Source organism: Microcoleus sp. FACHB-672 (assembly GCF_014695725.1).
GTDB lineage: Bacteria > Cyanobacteriota > Cyanobacteriia > Cyanobacteriales > Oscillatoriaceae > FACHB-68.
Genome location: NZ_JACJOU010000004.1, coordinates 23,936 through 42,102, shown reverse-complemented (window position 1 = coordinate 42,102; position 18,167 = coordinate 23,936). Strand labels below are relative to the sequence as shown.

Here is an 18,167-nt window from a genome sequence, read left to right as displayed (position 1 = left end):
CTCAACTGAATCTTCTACCCCTTACTCCGGGTAATATTCCTGAGCTTCAGATTATTAACAAAATCTGCATTAATCCGCATTTATCTGCGTTTATAGGCGGTTAAAAAATTCAAAAAATAATATTAAAGTTTACCCTCACCCCGTTAAAAATTACACTCATAGGTGAAGGCAAACCCAATCGTCACTCACAGCAAGCCGGCAGAATCCGAATCTAAAAATAACATAGCATTGGCTTGCCGGCGGAGAATAGAAGCAGGACAAACCGTACTAATCGCTTCATGTAACATCTTTTTCACCGGCAGCGCTTTGCGTTTTTCTGGCGCAAGGCACAATATTTTTTTTGCAGAGCAAATCATCGGCAGCGTCAGGGTAAACGCGTATTGCGGTACAGCTTCAAGATGGGGAAAATGACCTTCATCAACCTGCTGCTGACGTGTTGCAGTGTCCAACTTCACAAGTTTAATGTGATGCGGATCATTGAAATTAGCGACAGACGGATCATTAAACGCCAAATGTCCATTTTCTCCAATACCCAAACAGCAGAGATCAATCGGTTGCGCTTGCAAAAGTTTGGTGTAGCGTTCGCATTCATTCAGCGGTTGCATCGCATCACCTTCTATGTAGTGAAACGTACAGGACTTCACTTGATTTTCCACTCGCTGGAGTAAATAGCGGCGGAAACTAGCAGGATGATCGCGCTCAATTCCTAAATACTCATCCAGATGAAAAAACGTAATGCGTGACCAATCTACGCCTCCCAAAGAAATCAGCGTTTCAAGAAATTGGATTTGAGAGTTGCCGGTGGCTAAAATCACTGCAGCGCTTGCCTGTTGCGCGAGGCATTGCTGCAAATAGGTTTGGGCGATTTGGGCAGCGTCGTGAGCGATTTCGACGCTCGAGTTGTAGACTCGCACCGATAAGGCATCAATTGCAAACATTTGTACCGGCATCTTTCCTTTTGCAGTAATTGATGTGTTAAACATAGAGGCGTTGATTCCAACAGCGAAGCTGCCGGCACTCCTGACCCAGGATTTATAGCCGGCCTAAAATTTTTATCGCTTTCGGGCATCTCAACACAAACTTGCCATTTTGGCAACAATCATAGGATTTTATTACCTAAACTATTGAAAATACACAAGTCTCAGTATCGTCGGGCAACTAATTTTTCAAAAGAAACCGAACTCAACAGTTTGTGCCTAAAAACTGATTCTGCTGTTATTCAGTATCCTTCATCACAACTTCACGAAAAGTTTAAATTTAATGAAACCTTTAGCTCAGCAGGTTCAAGTTTTTAAAGATACAATAAAACTTAATGCAGACGCAGAATTAAGGGTTTAACATTTCATTAAGTGGGGTTGCGGTTGTCAATGTGTAACTGAAAGAACAACAACAGCAAGACAGGCCAGAAAATGAACAAAAGTGAACGTTGGTTTTAGGGGTGTAAATTATGCATAGTATTGATTTTACTAATTACGAAAGTGGCAGCAATTCTTTAGAAAACTTCCCGGTTATAAATTCTTACCAGCTTTCACCCCAGCAACAGAGCCGACTTTTTGCGAGTCTTACTACAGTGCAATCCGGAACGGATATTGAGCAGGTCATCGTCGTTTTGCGCGAAAGCTTGAACGTCTCGGCATTCCAGCAAGCATGGGCGCGAGTGGTAGACCGGCACCCAATTTTGAGAACAAGCTTCCATCACTTAGGCTCTAACGAAGCGTGTCAGGAAGTGCGTCAACAAGTTGCCCTTACCCTACAGCAGCAAGATTGGTGCGATCTGCCGGCGAACGAAATTGAAAGCCGGCTGGCAGCATTTCTAGAAGCAGATCGGCAAATTGGTTTTGAACTGAGCGCTGCACCCCTGATGCGCGTGGCAATTTTGCAAGTCGCCGCAGCTGAATACCGCGCGATCTGGAGCTTCCACCCCGTACTGCTCGATAATTGGTCTGTAGAAATCGCCCTCAAAGAAGTTTTTGCCTTTTACGAAGCATTCAGCGCCGGCTACGATTTATCACTCAAACAACCCCGTGCTTACGGAGATTACATCGAGTGGCTGCAACAGCAGGATTTCTCCCAAACAGAGGTATTTTGGCGGCAGCAATTGCAAGGCTTGACAGCACCCACGGCAGTCCTGCCAGCCATTCCCCCAGCAGCAGACAAAGCGCAACCAGAAATCGGCTTTGTCACGCAAGAAATTCGCCTATCGCCGGTTGATACCCTGCGCTTGCAGGCTTGGGCGCAACAACACCAACTAACCCTGGAAACCTTGCTACAAGGCGCTTGGGCGCTGCTGCTCAGCCGCTATAGTGGCCAGAGCGATGTGGTTTTTGGAGCCACTGTCACAGGCCGCCCGTCGGTTCCTGGGTTAGAGTCTGTAGTGGGACTTTTCAGCAACATCGTGCCGGTGCGCGTTCATGTCTCGCCGGCTCAGTCTCCGGTAAGCTGGCTGACAGAACTGCGGCAGACTTACAAAGCATTGCAAGCCTATCAACATACCCCCTTAACCCAGATCCAGCAGTGGAGTGAATTCCCATCAGAAACTCCGTTATTTGAAAGTATTCTGGTTTTTGAGAATTACCTATTAGATTCCTTCCTGTTAGATTCCGCTCTAGAATTACACGGAAGTAGCTGGGAAAATCGAGAGCTTCAGCACCGGCACCAGAGAAACTACCCTCTGACATTAACCGGCTACGCCCAGCCAGAATTTTTACTTAAACTCGAATACGACACCCAACGCATTGATGCCGGCACGATTAACCGGATGCTGGGACACCTGAAAACCTTGCTTGAAAGCTTGGCAGCCAATCCTGAAGGACAACTGAAGGACTTGCCAATGCTAACCGAGCAAGAGCTTCAGCAAATGCTGGTGGAGTGGAACAACACCGCCGCAGAATACCCCAAGGATGCGTGCATTCATCAACTATTTGAAGCTCAGGTAGAACGCACGCCCGATGCAGTTGCGGTTATTTTTGGAGACATAAAAATAACCTATCGGCAGCTTAATACCAGAGCGAATAAACTCGCCTACCACCTACAAACATTGGGTGTAAAACCAGAAGTTCGCGTAGGAATTTGCGCGGATCGTTCTTTGGAAGTTGTGGAAGCCTTGCTGGCAATTTTCAAAGCCGGCGGCGTGTATGTGCCATTAGATCCGACCTATCCCAAAGATCGTCTGGCATTTATGTTAGAAGATTCCGCGGTGCCGGTGTTATTAACGCAAACCCATTTGGTTGAGCAATTACCGGAACACAATGGACAAGTTGTGTGTTTGGATGCAGTGGGTGAAGAAGTCAGCCAGCAAAGCGATGAAAATCTAATTTCTCCCACAACGCAAGCCCATGCGGCTTATGTGATCTACACCTCCGGAACCACCGGCAAGCCGAAAGCCGTTGTCGCAGAACACGGCAATTTAATCAACTATATTTTGGCAACACAGGACAGATTCCAATTTGACACAACCGATGTCATGCCCTGTATTGCTCGCTTTTCCTTCAGCATTTCTCTGTTTGAATTATTAGCGCCGTTGATGGCCGGCGGAAGCGTCGTTGTTCTCTCACGAGAAAATGTGCTGGACATGAATAAACTGGTGGGCGGATTCGGCCAGTTAACCAATGTTCACCTTACCCCCAGCTTAATGCGGAAGGCCATTGATTTTATCAGAGCACAGGGATTGGAGGCGAAAGATTTTAAAAACATCCGCCGGGTCTTCATGGGAGGCGACACCGTAGCCCCGGATCTACTCGAAGATGTCAAACCTTTCTTCCAAGATGCACAAATCTATGTGATGTATGGGTGCAGTGAAGCAACAACCCTGTGTTTGAATTACAAACTTCCCACAGACATCAAAGCCGAAAAGAATATTGTAGGCCGCCCGTTTAATAATGTGCGGATACGCATCTATGACGAGCAGCAAAATTTAGTACCGGCCGGCGTTTCTGGGGAAATTTACGTCGGAGGTGCCGGCGTCACACGGGGCTATGCAAATCGGGAAGATTTGACCCAGGAAAAATATGTCTGGATCGACAATCAACGGTGGTATAAAACCGGCGATGTCGGGCGTTATCAATCCGATGGCAATATTGAATTACTGGGGCGCACAGACTTTCAAGTATCACTGCGCGGGTTCCGTATCGAAACGGGTGAAGTTGAATCTGTCCTGCGGCAGCATCCAGCCATTAAAGATGCAGTTGTGGCGGCAAAAGACGATGAGAGCGGTGAAACACGCCTCGTCGGCTATCTCGTCCTACAGCAAGAACCTGCCCCCGCCAGCCGTGCGCTGCGGCACTTCTTGGGGGAAAAACTGCCTGAATACATGGTTCCCTCGGTATTTGTGACGCTGGCAGCGCTGCCGGTGACACCGAACGGTAAGCAGGATCGCAAAGCCCTACCGGCACCCGAATGGACACGCCTCCCTCGCGAAACCGAGTATGTCGCACCTCGCAGCCTCCTTGAAGAAGAACTCGCCGGCATCTGGGGGGAAACCATCGGAGTTGAACAAGTTGGCATCCACGACAACTTCTTTGACTTGGGGGGGCATTCCTTGCACGCAACCCAAGTCCTCTCCCGCGTGCGCGAAAGCTTCGAGGTGAATCTGTCGATGCGCTCACTGTTTGAGTGCCCGACAGTCGCGGAATTGGGCGAGCAAATTAACGTATGGCTGCGGGGCGGGCAAATTCAGAAAACTGCCCCCATCGTGCCGGTTTCACGGGACACTAACCTCCCCCTGTCCTTTTCCCAGCAGCGGTTGTGGTTCCTCGAACAATTGGAGGCGGGTAACTCTGCTTATAATATCCCCGCCGCTGTGCAACTCAAAGGAACACTTAACACCGGCATCCTGAAGCGCAGCATCAACGAAATTGTGCGCCGGCACGAATCGCTGCGAACCACCTTTGGCAAGCAGGAAGACGGGCAGCCGTTTCAGGTCATTGCCCCAGCCTTAACCGTAGAGCTGCCGGTGGTAGACTTATCTGCGATTCCTGAACCTCAGCGATCTGAGGAGGCACAGCGGCTGGCATTGGCAGAAGCCGACACATCCTATGACTTCTTTACCAACGAGCCGTTAATTCGCGCTCAACTGGTGCGCCTGGCTGAAGACGAGCATTTATTCCTGCTGACGATCCACCACATCATCTCCGATGGTTGGTCATTTGGCTTGTTGATGCGGGAACTGGCAACGATTTACGAAGCCTTCAATGCGGGCAACCCTTCACCTCTGCCAGAATTGTCCGTACAATATGCAGACTTTGCCCATTGGCAGCGGCACTGGCTCCAAGATGAGGTTTTAGAGACCCAGCTTTCTTACTGGAAACAACAACTCGGCGGCAAGCTGCCGGTGTTGGAATTGCCCACTGATCGCCCGCGCCCGCCGTTGCAGACTTTTAACGGTGCCAAGGAATCTTTGGTGCTTTCTCAGGAACTGAGCGAGGAAATTAAGGCGCTGTCGCGTCGGGAAGGTGCCACCCTATTTATGACCTTGCTGGCAGCCTTCAATACCTTGCTGTGCCGGCATTCCGGACAGGAAGATATTATTGTCGGTTCCCCGATTGCCGGTCGCAACCGCGCTGAAATTGAACACTTAATTGGCTTCTTTGTCAATACCTTAGTGCTGCGTAACGATTTATCTGGCAATCCCAGTTTCCGGGAGCTACTGGAACGGGTGCGTGAGGTGGCTTTGGGAGCCTACGCTCACCAAGAGTTGCCGTTTGAGAAGTTGGTAGAAGCTGTGCAACCAGAGCGAGATCGCAGCCGCAACCCGATATTCCAGGTGTGGTTTAATTTGCTCAACTATGAAGACAACCAAATCGAAATACCGGGATTAACCCTCGATCATCTCTCGTTTACTGAACAAGCGTCGAAGTTCGATATCACGCTATATGCTCAGGAACAAAACGAGGGAACCAAGCTGGAATTGGTTTACAACACTGATTTGTTTGACCGGCAGAGAATGGTTGAGATGCTGGCACAACTCCAACATCTGCTTGAGCAAATTGTCAAGAATCCATCTGAACAAATTACTCATTTCTCCCTGGTTACTTCTCAAACTCAAGAACTTTTACCAAATCCAAATCAGGCAATTGAAGATTGCTGGGAAGGCGCTGTTCACACGCATTTTTCCCAACAGGCACAGCGAGTGGGAAATAGCACCGCTATAATTGATCGGCAAGGAAATCTGACTTATTCAGAATTGGATAAAATCAGTAACCAAGTTGCGGATTACCTGCACAAAAATGGCATTGGCTCTCAAGATGTTGTGGCGATTTACGCACATCGTAGCGCCCCAATCGTCGTGGCGTTGCTGGGAATTCTCAAAGCCGGTGCAGCCTTCACCATCTTAGATGCCAATTACCCTGCTGAGCGGTTAATTGATTGCCTTCAACTCACACAGCCTAAAGGTTGGCTGCAAATGTCAGCCGGTGGAAAGCTTCCTGAGAGTTTAGAAACCTTTGTCGGGGCATTATCAACGCAGTGCCGGCTGAGACTTCCCAGTGCTGCCGGTGAAATCGGTGAACTGTTAAAGGATTATTCAACAGAAAATCCCCACACAGAAATTAACCCCGATGACTTAGCCTATATCGCCTTCACCTCCGGCTCAACCGGCAAACCAAAAGGTATCTTAGGCACCCACAAACCGCTTTCTCACTTCCTGCAATGGCACGCACAAACCTTTAATTTAAATGAATCAGACCGATTCAGCGTGCTATCTGGACTCGCCCATGATCCCTTGCTGCGAGACATTTTCACACCTCTGTGGTTGGGCGCAACCCTCTGCATTCCCGCCCCAGAAGAAATTGGTACTCCAGGCAAGTTAAGTCAGTGGATGAAGCAACAGCAAATCACCATCAGCCACCTCACACCGGCAATGGGAGTGCTGTTAACAGAAACTTCCCAAACCCAACAACTAACTAACCTACGTTATGCCTTCTTCGGAGGTGACGTACTAACCACTCGTGATGTTGAAAAACTACAATTGCTTGCCCCGAACATCACTTGTGTCAACTTCTATGGAGCCACAGAAACCCCGCAAGCAATGGGGTATTATACGGTTCCAACTCAACAAGGAGAAAATTCCCCAACTTACCAAGGTCGAATCCCCTTGGGACGGGGCATCAAAGATGTGCAATTACTGGTGTTAAATTCTGCCCACCGGCTCGCAGGAATCGGTGAAATCGGAGAAATTTACATTCGCACATCTTATTTAGCCAAAGGCTATTTGGGTGATGAATCGATGACGGCTGAGCGATTCCTCACCAATCCATTTACTCAAAGCAGCGAAGACCGGCTCTATAAAACCGGCGACTTAGGCCGGTATTTACCCGACGGAAATATATCAGTCGTTGGTCGCGCTGATAATCAAGTGAAAATCCGGGGTTTCCGGATTGAACCCGGAGAAATTGAGGCAGTATTATGGCAGCATCCCAACGTGCGGCAAAGTGTCGTAATCGCCCGTGAGGATGTACCCGGAGAGAAACGTCTAGTCGCTTATGTCGTTCCGAAGGAACAACAAGCCGAACTCAAATCCAGTGAACTACGCGGTTTTGTTAAAGCAAAGCTGCCTGATTACATGGTGCCTTCAGCGTTTGTAATCCTGGAAAGCATCCCCCTAACGCCCAACGGGAAAATCGACCGCAAAGGATTGCCGGCACCCGACACTTCCCGCAGCGAATCAGAAGGTTCCTTCGTTGCACCCCGCGATGATTTGGAACTTCAGTTAACAAAAATTTGGGAAACGGTTATCGGTGTCACACCCATTGGCGTCAAGGACAACTTCTTTGAATTGGGAGGACACTCGCTGCTAGCGGTGCGCCTGTTCACTGAAATTGAGAAAATTTGCGGCAAAAATCTCCCCCTCGCAACCCTCTTCCAAGCACCAACGATTGAGCAACTGGCGAGTCTAATTCGCCAAGAACGATGGGCAGCCCCCACAGAATCCTTGGTGTTGCTAAGTCCGGGTGGCGACAAACCCCCACTGTTCTGTATTTACGGAATCTTGCTCTACCACGATTTAGCAAAGCATCTAGGCGGCGATCGGCCCGTGTATGGCATTTACCTCCAGGCTGAAGTTGACCTGCTCAAAGAGGATAACGTCAACAAAGAAGAGTCTCCTTTAAACAGTGTCCCTGGCGTTGCGAGTCTGTATCTCAAAGAAATCCGCAAGCGCCAACCTGTAGGGCCATATTATCTAGCCGGTGAATCGTTTGGCGGCTTAGTCGCCTTCGAGATGGCGCATCAGCTACGTGCGGAAGGTGAGACAGTCGAGTTAGTCGCCTTGTTTGATACCTTTGCGCCCGATGGGATGAAAGGGCTGCCTTTGGGGCGGCGGATGGCGATTCACTTAGAGACTTTCATGCAAAAAGGCCACACCTACATCTTCGATAGAATCCAGGCAAAGATTGCCTCAACCAAAGATAAAGTTCTCAGTCTCGTCGGCAAAATGTCCAGCAAGTTTGATCAGGGAAGCGAGCGATCCTTGTCTAAGTCCCTGCAAAAAATCACCAGCAATGATGCCCGCCGGACTGTGCGCCATCAGGCAGTCAGGAATTATGTACCGCAGCCCTACCCAGGTAAAGTGACGTTATTCCGGGCTATGCAGCGTAGTGAGTTTGAAAGCTATTACACTGACCCGAAAATCTGGACTCCCTTTACAGTTGGAGGGTTAGAGGTACACGATGTACCGGGCAACCATATCGGTATTCTCAAACAACCCAATGTACAGGTTCTAGCATCGAAGTTAAAGGCTTGCCTTGAGCAGGCATCAGCAGAAGATTAAGGACAAGTTTTTCAAGTGTCTCCTCTGTTTCTTTAACGCTTCTCCTAGGGCATTTTCTTCTTGGTTACGTTCGCACTCCGGTTACGTTTTAAGTACCTGAGTTCGCCGTAACAATCTCGAAGAAAATGCCTTTTTTTTCCTATCTTATCCCCATGTTAGAAAGGAATGCGAAAGATGAATCAGTTTGCGAAAGCAGTACAGAACTCAACGAATTTCTCTACTAAACTTACATGATGTAGCACAATTCAAGAATCTGATAAACTCATAATTAAATATATCAAATCCTTGATTTTATCTACTTTTATCTACGGTTAAAAAATATTTTAATTATTTTTTAAGTACATTATCGACCTTGTTCAGAATTCTCCCAGCTCAACAAATTAAAAATTAGGCAAAATTAAACTCGCAAAAACTTACTATTAAACTGATTATTGTTATTTTCCTGAGCTGCCGCCAAAGCCCAAGATTTTTTCTTTTACCCATTTCCTAAAATCACCTAAAAAACTAATACACAGCCTTAACTCGTCATTAATGATCGAGTCGTTGCTAGCGCCAAATCTTTCAATAAATAATACCTAAGATAGATGTACGGCAAGACAAACACCTATCAAAGTTGATAAAAAGAGCGGTGGCATAATTGTCAAAAACTTGCATAGCAAGGCGTTCAGCTTTTGCATCGTAACGCTCGGCAATGTTTTATTAATCGGGAAAAATCATGGATCTGCAAGCATCAGTATCAGCAGCCTGGACGAAAATTCAGGGGATGATCTCCGGCACGATTACGATGCTGCCAAATGTGATCTTGGCTTTAATCGTCTTTACGTTGTTCTTTTTTGCAGCAAGGACGATCAGAACCCTTGTCAGGCGTCTGACGAGCCGGCACCGGCAAGCGAGGAATTTAGGGCTGGTTCTGGGACGTTTAGCCCAAGGGACTGTCATTTTAGTCGGCTTATTTGTCGCTTTATCGATTGTTGTTCCTTCATTTAAGGCAGGAGATTTAGTTCAACTGTTGGGGATCAGTGGGGTAGCGGTTGGATTTGCTTTCCGCGATATTCTCCAAAATTTCCTCGCCGGCATCTTAATTCTTTTGACAGAACCGTTTCAAATTGAAGACCAAATCGTATTTAAAGATTTTGAAGGGACGGTTGAAAATATCCAGACACGCGCCACAATCATTAGAACTTACGATGGCCGTCGCATAGTGATTCCAAATGCTGAACTTTTCACGAATTCAGTAACCGTCAACACAGCATTTGAAAAACGGCGGAATGAATATGATGTTGGGATTGGATACGGGGATGATATTGATCGGGCGAAGCAACTCATATTGGAAGCACTCTACAGTGTGGATGGGGTTTTGCACGATCCCGCACCCGATGCCCTTGTAATGGAACTCGCAGAGAGTACGGTAAATATCCGCGCCCGGTGGTGGATAAAACCGCCGCGACGTGCGGATTCCCTTGATTCGCGAGATCAAGTTCTCATTGCGATTAAGAATAAGTTGGTTGCAAATGGCATCGATCTGCCCTTCCCAACGCAGCAAATTCTTTTCCACGATCAAACCGAAGAAACTGATGGTGATCGCGCTCGTCAGCGGGAAGGATGGCCGGCAGGAAACAATGAAGTCCCGAAACCGCGCAGCATCGGTGGTTCCCTCAGAAAGCTGGCTGAAATGCGTTCGCAACGAGATGGTAACGGTGGCGAATGAATATCAAGCTGAGCAAGCTTTGGGATTCGCTGCACTCTAGCTACTGGTTTGTACCGGCACTCATGTCAGGCAGTGCAATGGTGCTGGCGTTTGCGATGCTGGCGCTTGATCGGGCCGGCAAATCTGGCCCAGTTGAACAGCTCGCCTGGATCTATACCGGCGGCCCAGAAGGGGCGCGGACACTGCTTTCAACGGTTGCCGGTTCGATGATCACCGTTGCCGGTACTGCCTTCTCAATCGTCATCGTCGCCCTCACTCTGGCTTCTTCACAGTTTGGCCCGCGACTGCTACGAAACTTCATGCAGGACACCGGCAATCAAGTTGTGCTGGGCACATTTATCGGCACCTTTATTTACTGCTTACTTGTCCTGCGAACCATCAGGGGCGATGATTACAACCTATTTGTCCCGCAGATAGCCGTGACATTCGGCATCGTGTTAGCGATCGCCAGCATTGGGGTGTTAATCTACTTTATCCATCACGCCTCAACCTCTATTCAGTCGTGGCACGTGATCGGGGAAGTGAGTAAAGAATTAAACCATGCCATCGACCACTTATTTCCCCAAAAGATCGGACAGGGAAAACCAGAGCAAAAGCAGCAATGGGTTGACGAAATTCCGGTGAATTTTGATAAAGAAGCGTCGCCGGTTCTGGCAACTAAGAGTGGTTATTTGCAGGCGGTTGATGACAAGCGATTGATGAAAATTGCCAAGTCAAACAACCTTCTGCTGCGTCTCAAATACCGTCCTGGCAAGTTTATTGTGCAAGACAGCAAACTGGTGATGGTTTGGCCTGGGGAACGAATGAATGAAAAACTTTACCGGCAAATCGAGGAAGCATTTATTTTGGGTTTGCAGCGCACTGAGCAGCAGGATGTAGAATTTTGCATTAACCAATTGGTCGAGATTGCACTTCGGGCGATTTCCCCCGGCATCAACGATCCGTTTACGGCAATTCAGTGTATTGACCAGCTTAGCGCCGCGCTGTGCCGGCTGGCTCAAAGAGATTTCCCCTCGCCTTATCGCTACGATGACGAGCACAACCTAAAGCTGATCGCCAATTCCGTGACATTTCCGGGGCTAACTGATGACGCTTTTAACCAGATCCGGCAGTACGGGGGATCGGATGTGGCAGTAACAATCCGCTTACTAGAAGCAATTGCAGCGATCGCACAGTACACTCGCAACCGCAAGGATCGTGAGGCACTTTTGCATCATGCAACCATGATTGAGCGCGGCAGCCAAACGTTATCTGAGGAACATGATCGCAAGGATGTTGAGGAACAATACTTGGCGACGGTGAAATTGCTCTCTAATCCATCAAATTAAACCGGCAACCTGTCTACACGGCAGCAACAACTTTAAAAACCGATATCATCGTCGTCTTCTTCATAGTCTTCTTCCTCCATTGGGAATTCAATTAACTCATCCTCATTCAAAGCTGCCGGTGTGGGATTTTCCACCTTATTGCTCATTTCAATCTCTTCTCCGTTAAACGACTTAACAAGTATTTGAACGGCACTTTCTAACTCATCTTCAGGTGACTGCCGCAAGCGAGAAGCATCCGTCTGGAAGCCATTTGTCACAGATGCAGGCGGTTGTGTTGCAGCAGCTTGGTAATTATTCGTTGCCGGTGAATTGGCACTGGGAAAGTCTCTTTGTGGTTGTGCCGGCGGCTGCTGATATGTGTTGTTGTCTGCTGCCGGCGGGGGAATATTCTCGTTAAAACCTGCCGATTCTGTTTGTGTCGGCATTGCTATGGTTTGGTTGGCACCGGCAACTTCTAAAGTTACTTTGATCTTGTAATTAAAAAGCTTTAAAAAAGCTGCTTCAACATTCGGCATTTTTCCCTGCGCTAGCTTATACAGGGGATTAGAACTAATGCTAATCCGCGCAACCGTACCGTCAAAGCTGATCAATCGACAATGCTGGCGCAGCAGTTCTTTCGTTCCGAGTGGTTGTAGATTCCCCAATACGGCTTGCCAAACTTCTTGCGGATCGTACCCTTGTGCAGTTGCCTCGCTTGAAGGTGGGGGAAGGGGATCGGCTTGTGGTTGGGCTAACTGTACCGGCATCTCTGGTTTCGGTGTCTGAGAAGGTGCCGGTGAGGGATTTGGGGATTGAGGGATTTGAGCTTGTGGGGGTTGCTGTTGGGGTAGCGGGGAAGCTTTAGCAAAGGCAGTTGGCTGCGGGTTTGCCGGTGCCGGCTGGCTGTTGAAGGCTGCCGGTAATAATCCTAATAACGTGACTTCTAACCACAGGCGCGGCTGGGTGCTGTGTTTTAATTGCACTTCGCTGTCGCGCAGGTGTTTTTGGCCGGCTAATATGTTGCTGATTTCCCAACTTTGAACAAACTCACACATTTGTTTCCAAGTTTGGGGTGTTATGGCAACTAAATCGTTCCGCGCCGGCGCTGTCTTAGCAATGAGTAAATCCCGGTAAAAGCCGGCAAAATTTTGCAGTAAAACTAACGGTTCTCGCCCCCGGTTCATAATATGGCGGGTTTGGTCAAGAACCTCTGCGGGGTTATTATTATTAATCGCTTCTAGCAGTGTCATCAAATCTCGTTCCGGCACTGCGCCAACTAAATCCCAAACTTTTTCAACGCTAACCGGCGGTGCGAGCAAACTTAGTTGATCGAGCAAGCTTTCCGCATCTCTTAATCCCCCTTGAGCGATTTGAGCAACGAGGGTTATCGCATCGCTATTTATATTAATCGTTTCTTTTTCGGCAATGTATTTTAAATGCCCCACCATCGCCTCTAACGGAATGCGGCGGAAGTCAAACCGCTGACACCGAGAAATAATCGTTGGTAAAACCCGTTGAGGGTCGGTGGTTGCTAAGACAAATACAACGGTATTAGGCGGTTCTTCTAAAGTTTTGAGTAAGCAATTAAATGCTGCCGTGCTGAGCATATGGCAATTATGAGCTAAAAGCTCGTTTGCCACGAAGTTATGATTGTCTTCAACTTCAATATCATAAACACTTTCTACGCTACCAAGGGTTACAGTCTCGACTGTCTCCAAATTAGTCACAAATTGAATATTGTTAGCAGTCGGCCAACTCTTTTTGGCTAATGTATTAGACTTTGTTACTGTTAAAGTATGATTTTGTTGGTGATTAATCTCTCCTTTCCGTAAGCCAATTGGCAATAATTCAGGTATTTTTGCTGAAAACGTCGGCTCTAAGCTTACATTGTTTAAATTCTGCCAATCTGTTAAGCTTGTGCAAGCTAAAGGTGACAGAATTTTCATCCCTGATTGCAACTTAGCCGCTGCCACCCATCCTAGATCAGTCCGAATTAAGTGATTGCCGGTGCATTTAATTTCGCGGTTGGTTGTTTTAATGACCAAGGTTGGCTTTTCTCCTTGGTCTAACCATCTCAAAACTTTTTTGAATTCCCAAACTGCTAAAGGTTCGTTATAACTGAGAACTTCTTTCCCTTTAATGTTGGGATCATCAATGCGAATCAAACCTTCGCGGGTTTGTATAAGTGAGTCGCCGGTTAAGCATTCATCAATCACATAAACTTTATACCGGCACTGCACGGGCGCAAATTGCGCTCTTTCAATCAATTCACGGATATTATCAACGCCAGTGTTACTCGCTGCGTCAATTTCTATCACATCCAAAGATGAACCGTTGGTTACAGACCGGCACACATCACAAACGCCGCAAGGCTTATCTGTGGGGACGTTATTGGCCAAACAGTTAAGAGATTTGGCCAAAATCCGAGCGCTGGAGGTTTTGCCGGTGCCTCTTGGGCCGGTAAATAAGTATGCCGGCGCGATCTTATCAAGACGAATAGCGTTACTGAGGGTCGTGGCGATGGCGTCTTGACCCACTAGATCCCCAAAAGTTTGGGGTCTGTATTTGTGGTGGAGAGGTTCGTAGGACATGGAGGTGTAAGCGTTGCCTACAATCTAGAATATGTGACGCGCGGGTGCGGGAGATGCTAAAGGAAATGTGGCAGCGGTTTTTTGGCAGTGAAAAAAGGGAAATTGTAAAATCTCAGCCTATATCAGCCGGAATGAAACCGCCACCGGCATTGGAGGATGCAGATTATCAACTGCTATTCACCCAATTGTTGGAAGGGGTAAAACGAGGTTGGGATCGCGAACGAGTGTTGAAGTTTTTTGACGATCTCGGAGAACGCGGCAACCTGCAACTGTGGGCGGCTTGGCTGCGGCGCTATGGCGAACGCTTTTTGGCCACGCCGGCACCGAATCCTGAGTTAGCCAGACAGTTACTCGGTTTAGGACAAATGAATTGCGGGGACTTGGCAGATGTGGCATACGAACTGGGCAGCCAGTTGCTGGCGCGAGAACGGGGGGTGCCGGCACCGGCTGCTCCTAATGCCCCTGCAGCGCCTCCACCAGACAATGCTGAAGCTTGGTGGGAGCAAGGAAATCAGCAATTAGGAGTTGGGGATGTGTCAGGGGCAATTGCCTCTTATGACCAAGCTTTGCAACTCGATCCAGAGTTAACAGCGGCTTGGTTGAACCGGGGCGGAGCGCTATTCTACTTGGAAAGGTACGAAGAAGCAATCGCCTGCTTTGAGGCTGCGATTAAGGTTGAGCCTCACAATCCTAACACTTGGTATTTGCGAGGTTTAGCGTTTTCGGCTTTAGAGCAGCACGAAGAGGAACTCAACTCTTATGAAAAAGCGCTGCAAGTGAATCCAGAGTTCCCAGCGGCTTGGCACAACCGAGGGGTGGCGCTGACCAAACTCAACCGCTATGAAGAGGCCGTCAGTTGCTATCAGCAAGCGCTGCAACTACAGCCCGACCTCCCCCAAGGGTGGCATAGCCAAGGCGATGCGCTGATGGCTTTAGGCCGGCATGAGGAGGCTCTCAACGCGTATAACGAAGCCGTTGCCAGGGAACCGAGTGAAATTGAAACTTGGTTTAACCGGGGGTTGGCGCTGAGTTACTTACACCGGCATGAGGAGGCGCTGCAATCGTTTGATCGAGTGGTCTCCCTTGCCCCAGATTACGGGCCGGCTTGGGTTAACCGAGGCGTTGCCCTCACCAGTTTGCACCGGCACCAGGAAGCGATCACCTCCTTTGACAGAGCGCTGAGCGTTCAGCCGGAGGACTCCGTCGCCTTGGCCGGTCGGGAGGCTGCCCGTCTGCTACTAGAAGCCGAGGGAGATGCACCGGCTTCTGAGGGGCCTGCCTGGGGGTAGGTGAGCCGGTCAGGTTAATTAGTTGTTAGTAGATCGTAGATTTTTCTACTATCTACTTGCCTCTAATTAAGACTAAAATATAGCATTATTTTATTAATTCTTAAAAAAGATAATGTTCTAGAATTGATAGATTGATATAGCAATCCTAAATTATTTATGAGACTTTCCGGTAATACCAGTGTCTCGCTCGCGTTATATAGCAAGATGCCCGGACTTCAATTTTTTGCAATTCAAATAGGATTGCTCTACAGAATCTTTACACTTTTGTAAAAACAAGCAAACAGTAAGTTAAAAGTATGCTAAAAAAAATATGGAATCGGATTGTACAATTTTTCCAGCAGTTATTTAAAAATTTTACATCATCAAAAGAAGAGAAGAGAGATCAAACCCCAGTCCCCATTAATCCTTTGAGTGATGCCGGTTATGAAAACTTCTTTATGCAGCTCATGGATGGGATTGGAGAGGGTTGGCAGCAAGAGCCGATCTTAGAGCATTTGGGAAATCGCATTCACGACCAATTTTTTATCTCTTGGCTCAAGCGCTTTGGTCGAGATCGCCTGTTAAAATCTCCCGCACCTAACCATGAATTAGCAACGCGGATGGTGAAGCTGAGTGAGATAGGTTGCAAAGAAATTGGGGAAATTTCGGGAGAAATTGGCACTCAATTGCTGGCAAGGGAATCTCAAGCGCTGAGTGAGGAAGAATATGAATCTTTGTTTCGCCAACTGTTAGCTAAAGTGCCGTTTGGTGAAGCAACCGCCTTAAATTTTTGGCAGGATATGCAATACCGCGCCACTACAGAACAATGGGTGCAGTGGTTGCGCCGATTTGGCGAAACATTGCAGGAAGCACCGGATCGAGAGTTGGCAACTCGGATAATAGCGCTGAAAGAAATAGCCGATGGAGAACTCTCAGAAGAGGCGCTAACAATTGGGACGCAGTTATTAGAAAAACTTCCCCCAGTTTCTAAGTGGGAGGAGATTTGGACAGGACAAGTGATTGAAGCGGTATTTATTGGAAATGGATTAGATAATCCGCCAGAGGCAAAAGAGGAAGAAGAAAGTGCCGGTGAAGATGCAGTGGTATTTGTTGGAAATGGATTAGATAATCCGCCAGAGGCAAAAGAGGAACAGGAAGAAGAAAGTGCCGGTGAAGATGCAGCAGTATTTGTTGGAAATGGATTAGATAATCCGCCGAAGGCAAAGGAGAAAGAAGAAGAAGAAAGTGCCGGTGAAGATGCAAAGGCGGAGTTTAAGCGAGTTGATCAGTAATACATGAGAGGGGATTTTCGTGGCACAATTACCGCTTTGGACTGCGCTGTAGAGATTAATCCTAACTATGAAGAAGCCCGGTATAACCGGCGTGTTGCAGGAGAAATTTAACCCATTCTAAAAAAAATCAGGTAGGCAGTTGTCGTTGCAACCCAGCAGCCGTCTCCTCAAGACAGCTTTTCATGAAATCGCCGGCCTTGGTATGGAGTATTGTTCCCATAGCGATTGCCGTGATAATTTTGGGAATCCATCGCTTAATTCCTCGCTAATGTCTTCTAGCAAAATCCAAAGTATTTACACCGATGGCGCGTGCACCGGCAACCCCGGCCCAGGCGGCTGGGGAGTCGTTGTTTGCTACGCTGATGGTTCCACCCATGAACTCGGCGGGGGCGACTCCCAAACCACCAACAACCGCATGGAAATGCAAGCCGCCGTTGCTGCCTTAGAATTCCTCACAATTGCCAGTCAAGATGAACCCATCACTCTCTACACCGACAGCGAATACCTGAAAAACGGCATCACCCAATGGATTAAAGGCTGGAAAAAGAAAGGCTGGAAAACCTCCACCGGCAAACCCGTCCTCAATCAAGACATTTGGGAAGTGCTCGACAAACTCAACTGCCGGCAAGTCAACTGGCAACACGTCCGAGGACACTCCGGCAACTTTTACAATGATCGCTGCGACACCATTGCCCGCGCCTACGCTGCAGGTAAACCCGCTTCCTTGCAACAGATGCCGGTGAAACAGCTCATTAGTTCAGCCGCAACGAACGGCGGCGACACCATCGCCCCCACCTATGCTGCCGATAAACCCGCTTCTGTGCAACAGATGCCGGTGAAACAGGTAATTAGTTCAGCAGCAACTAACGATTTTGGAAACAAAACGATACAATCCAGTTCAGTACCCTCTGACCTTTCGACATCGGATGTTGCCATGACGGACTCGACTGCCCCTTTTGCTGCTGACTCCACCGAAACCCACTTACCTAGCGAATTCAGAGTCTCTCAACTGCGGGACTTAGTAGAAACCCTAAGGATCGCCGATGAAATCGCTGAGAAACGCTACCTAATCACCAGTTCCGAACTTGCCGACTTAATGGATGTCAACGCCAGCGCCGTTACCAGTCGAGGAGACAACTGGGTGTGGCGAAACTGGATTGTCTCACGAGTGCGGCGTGAGGGTAACCAAATCCTCTGGCAGCTAGAACGAGTGGACTAATAGAGAGGCTAGGGACTA

The 18,167-nt window shown here is 48.2% G+C and carries 8 protein-coding genes; 6 read left to right on the top strand and 2 right to left on the bottom strand.

Features of this window, described 5'->3' with window-relative positions; genetic code table 11:
• Positions 1 to 185: 185 nt before the first annotated feature.
• Entirely contained in the window at positions 186 to 983 is a 798-nt protein-coding gene (locus H6F56_RS01335) for a glucosamine-6-phosphate deaminase (protein ID WP_199312519.1), read from the bottom strand.
• A gap of 464 nt (positions 984 to 1,447) precedes the next feature.
• Between H6F56_RS01335 and H6F56_RS01330 the strand changes: the two genes are divergently transcribed.
• The 3 genes from H6F56_RS01330 to H6F56_RS01320 all read left to right on the top strand — a co-directional run bounded on the left by H6F56_RS01330 (position 1,448) and on the right by H6F56_RS01320 (position 11,800).
• The gene (locus H6F56_RS01330) at positions 1,448 to 8,764 is read left to right on the top strand and encodes an amino acid adenylation domain-containing protein (protein ID WP_190665009.1); all 7,317 of its coding nucleotides are present in this window, start codon (positions 1,448 to 1,450) and stop codon (positions 8,762 to 8,764) included.
• A 715-nt stretch (positions 8,765 to 9,479) separates the two neighbouring features.
• Positions 9,480 to 10,472 (top strand): mechanosensitive ion channel family protein, encoded by a 993-nt coding sequence (locus tag H6F56_RS01325; RefSeq protein WP_190665008.1) that lies wholly within the window; start codon positions 9,480 to 9,482, stop codon positions 10,470 to 10,472.
• Complete coding sequence (locus H6F56_RS01320) at positions 10,469 to 11,800, top strand: DUF2254 domain-containing protein (RefSeq protein ID WP_190665007.1); 1,332 nt, start codon at positions 10,469 to 10,471, stop codon at positions 11,798 to 11,800. The genes H6F56_RS01325 and H6F56_RS01320 overlap by 4 nt, the downstream gene beginning before the upstream one ends.
• Positions 11,801 to 11,832: 32 nt before the next feature.
• On the opposite strand, the gene dnaX is transcribed toward H6F56_RS01320, so the two are convergent.
• Positions 11,833 to 14,370, bottom strand: coding sequence for a DNA polymerase III subunit gamma/tau (gene dnaX / locus H6F56_RS01315; protein WP_190665006.1), 2,538 nt, complete (start codon positions 14,368 to 14,370; stop codon positions 11,833 to 11,835).
• 53 nt (positions 14,371 to 14,423) lie between these two features.
• Between dnaX and H6F56_RS01310 the strand changes: the two genes are divergently transcribed.
• The 3 genes from H6F56_RS01310 to rnhA all read left to right on the top strand — a co-directional run bounded on the left by H6F56_RS01310 (position 14,424) and on the right by rnhA (position 18,149).
• Positions 14,424 to 15,659 (top strand): tetratricopeptide repeat protein, encoded by a 1,236-nt coding sequence (locus H6F56_RS01310; RefSeq protein WP_190665005.1) that lies wholly within the window; start codon positions 14,424 to 14,426, stop codon positions 15,657 to 15,659.
• Between the two features lie 296 nt (positions 15,660 to 15,955).
• A complete protein-coding gene (locus tag H6F56_RS01305) occupies positions 15,956 to 16,930 on the top strand; it encodes a hypothetical protein (RefSeq protein ID WP_190665004.1) in 975 nt (324 codons plus the stop codon).
• A gap of 268 nt (positions 16,931 to 17,198) precedes the next feature.
• Positions 17,199 to 18,149 (top strand): ribonuclease HI, encoded by a 951-nt coding sequence (rnhA, locus tag H6F56_RS01300; protein ID WP_190665003.1) that lies wholly within the window; start codon positions 17,199 to 17,201, stop codon positions 18,147 to 18,149.
• The last annotated feature ends 18 nt before the right edge of the window (positions 18,150 to 18,167 follow it).

Excerpts from the sequence above, each read along its gene's own strand:
- H6F56_RS01335 (WP_199312519.1), bottom strand. The coding sequence starts at position 983 with ATGTTTAACACATCAATTACTGCAAAAGGAAAGATGCCGGTACAAATG.
- H6F56_RS01330 (WP_190665009.1), top strand. The coding sequence starts at position 1,448 with ATGCATAGTATTGATTTTACTAATTACGAAAGTGGCAGCAATTCTTTA.
- H6F56_RS01325 (WP_190665008.1), top strand. The coding sequence starts at position 9,480 with ATGGATCTGCAAGCATCAGTATCAGCAGCCTGGACGAAAATTCAGGGG.
- H6F56_RS01320 (WP_190665007.1), top strand. The coding sequence starts at position 10,469 with ATGAATATCAAGCTGAGCAAGCTTTGGGATTCGCTGCACTCTAGCTAC.
- dnaX (WP_190665006.1), bottom strand. The coding sequence starts at position 14,370 with ATGTCCTACGAACCTCTCCACCACAAATACAGACCCCAAACTTTTGGG.
- H6F56_RS01310 (WP_190665005.1), top strand. The coding sequence starts at position 14,424 with ATGCTAAAGGAAATGTGGCAGCGGTTTTTTGGCAGTGAAAAAAGGGAA.
- H6F56_RS01305 (WP_190665004.1), top strand. The coding sequence starts at position 15,956 with ATGCTAAAAAAAATATGGAATCGGATTGTACAATTTTTCCAGCAGTTA.
- rnhA (WP_190665003.1), top strand. The coding sequence starts at position 17,199 with ATGTCTTCTAGCAAAATCCAAAGTATTTACACCGATGGCGCGTGCACC.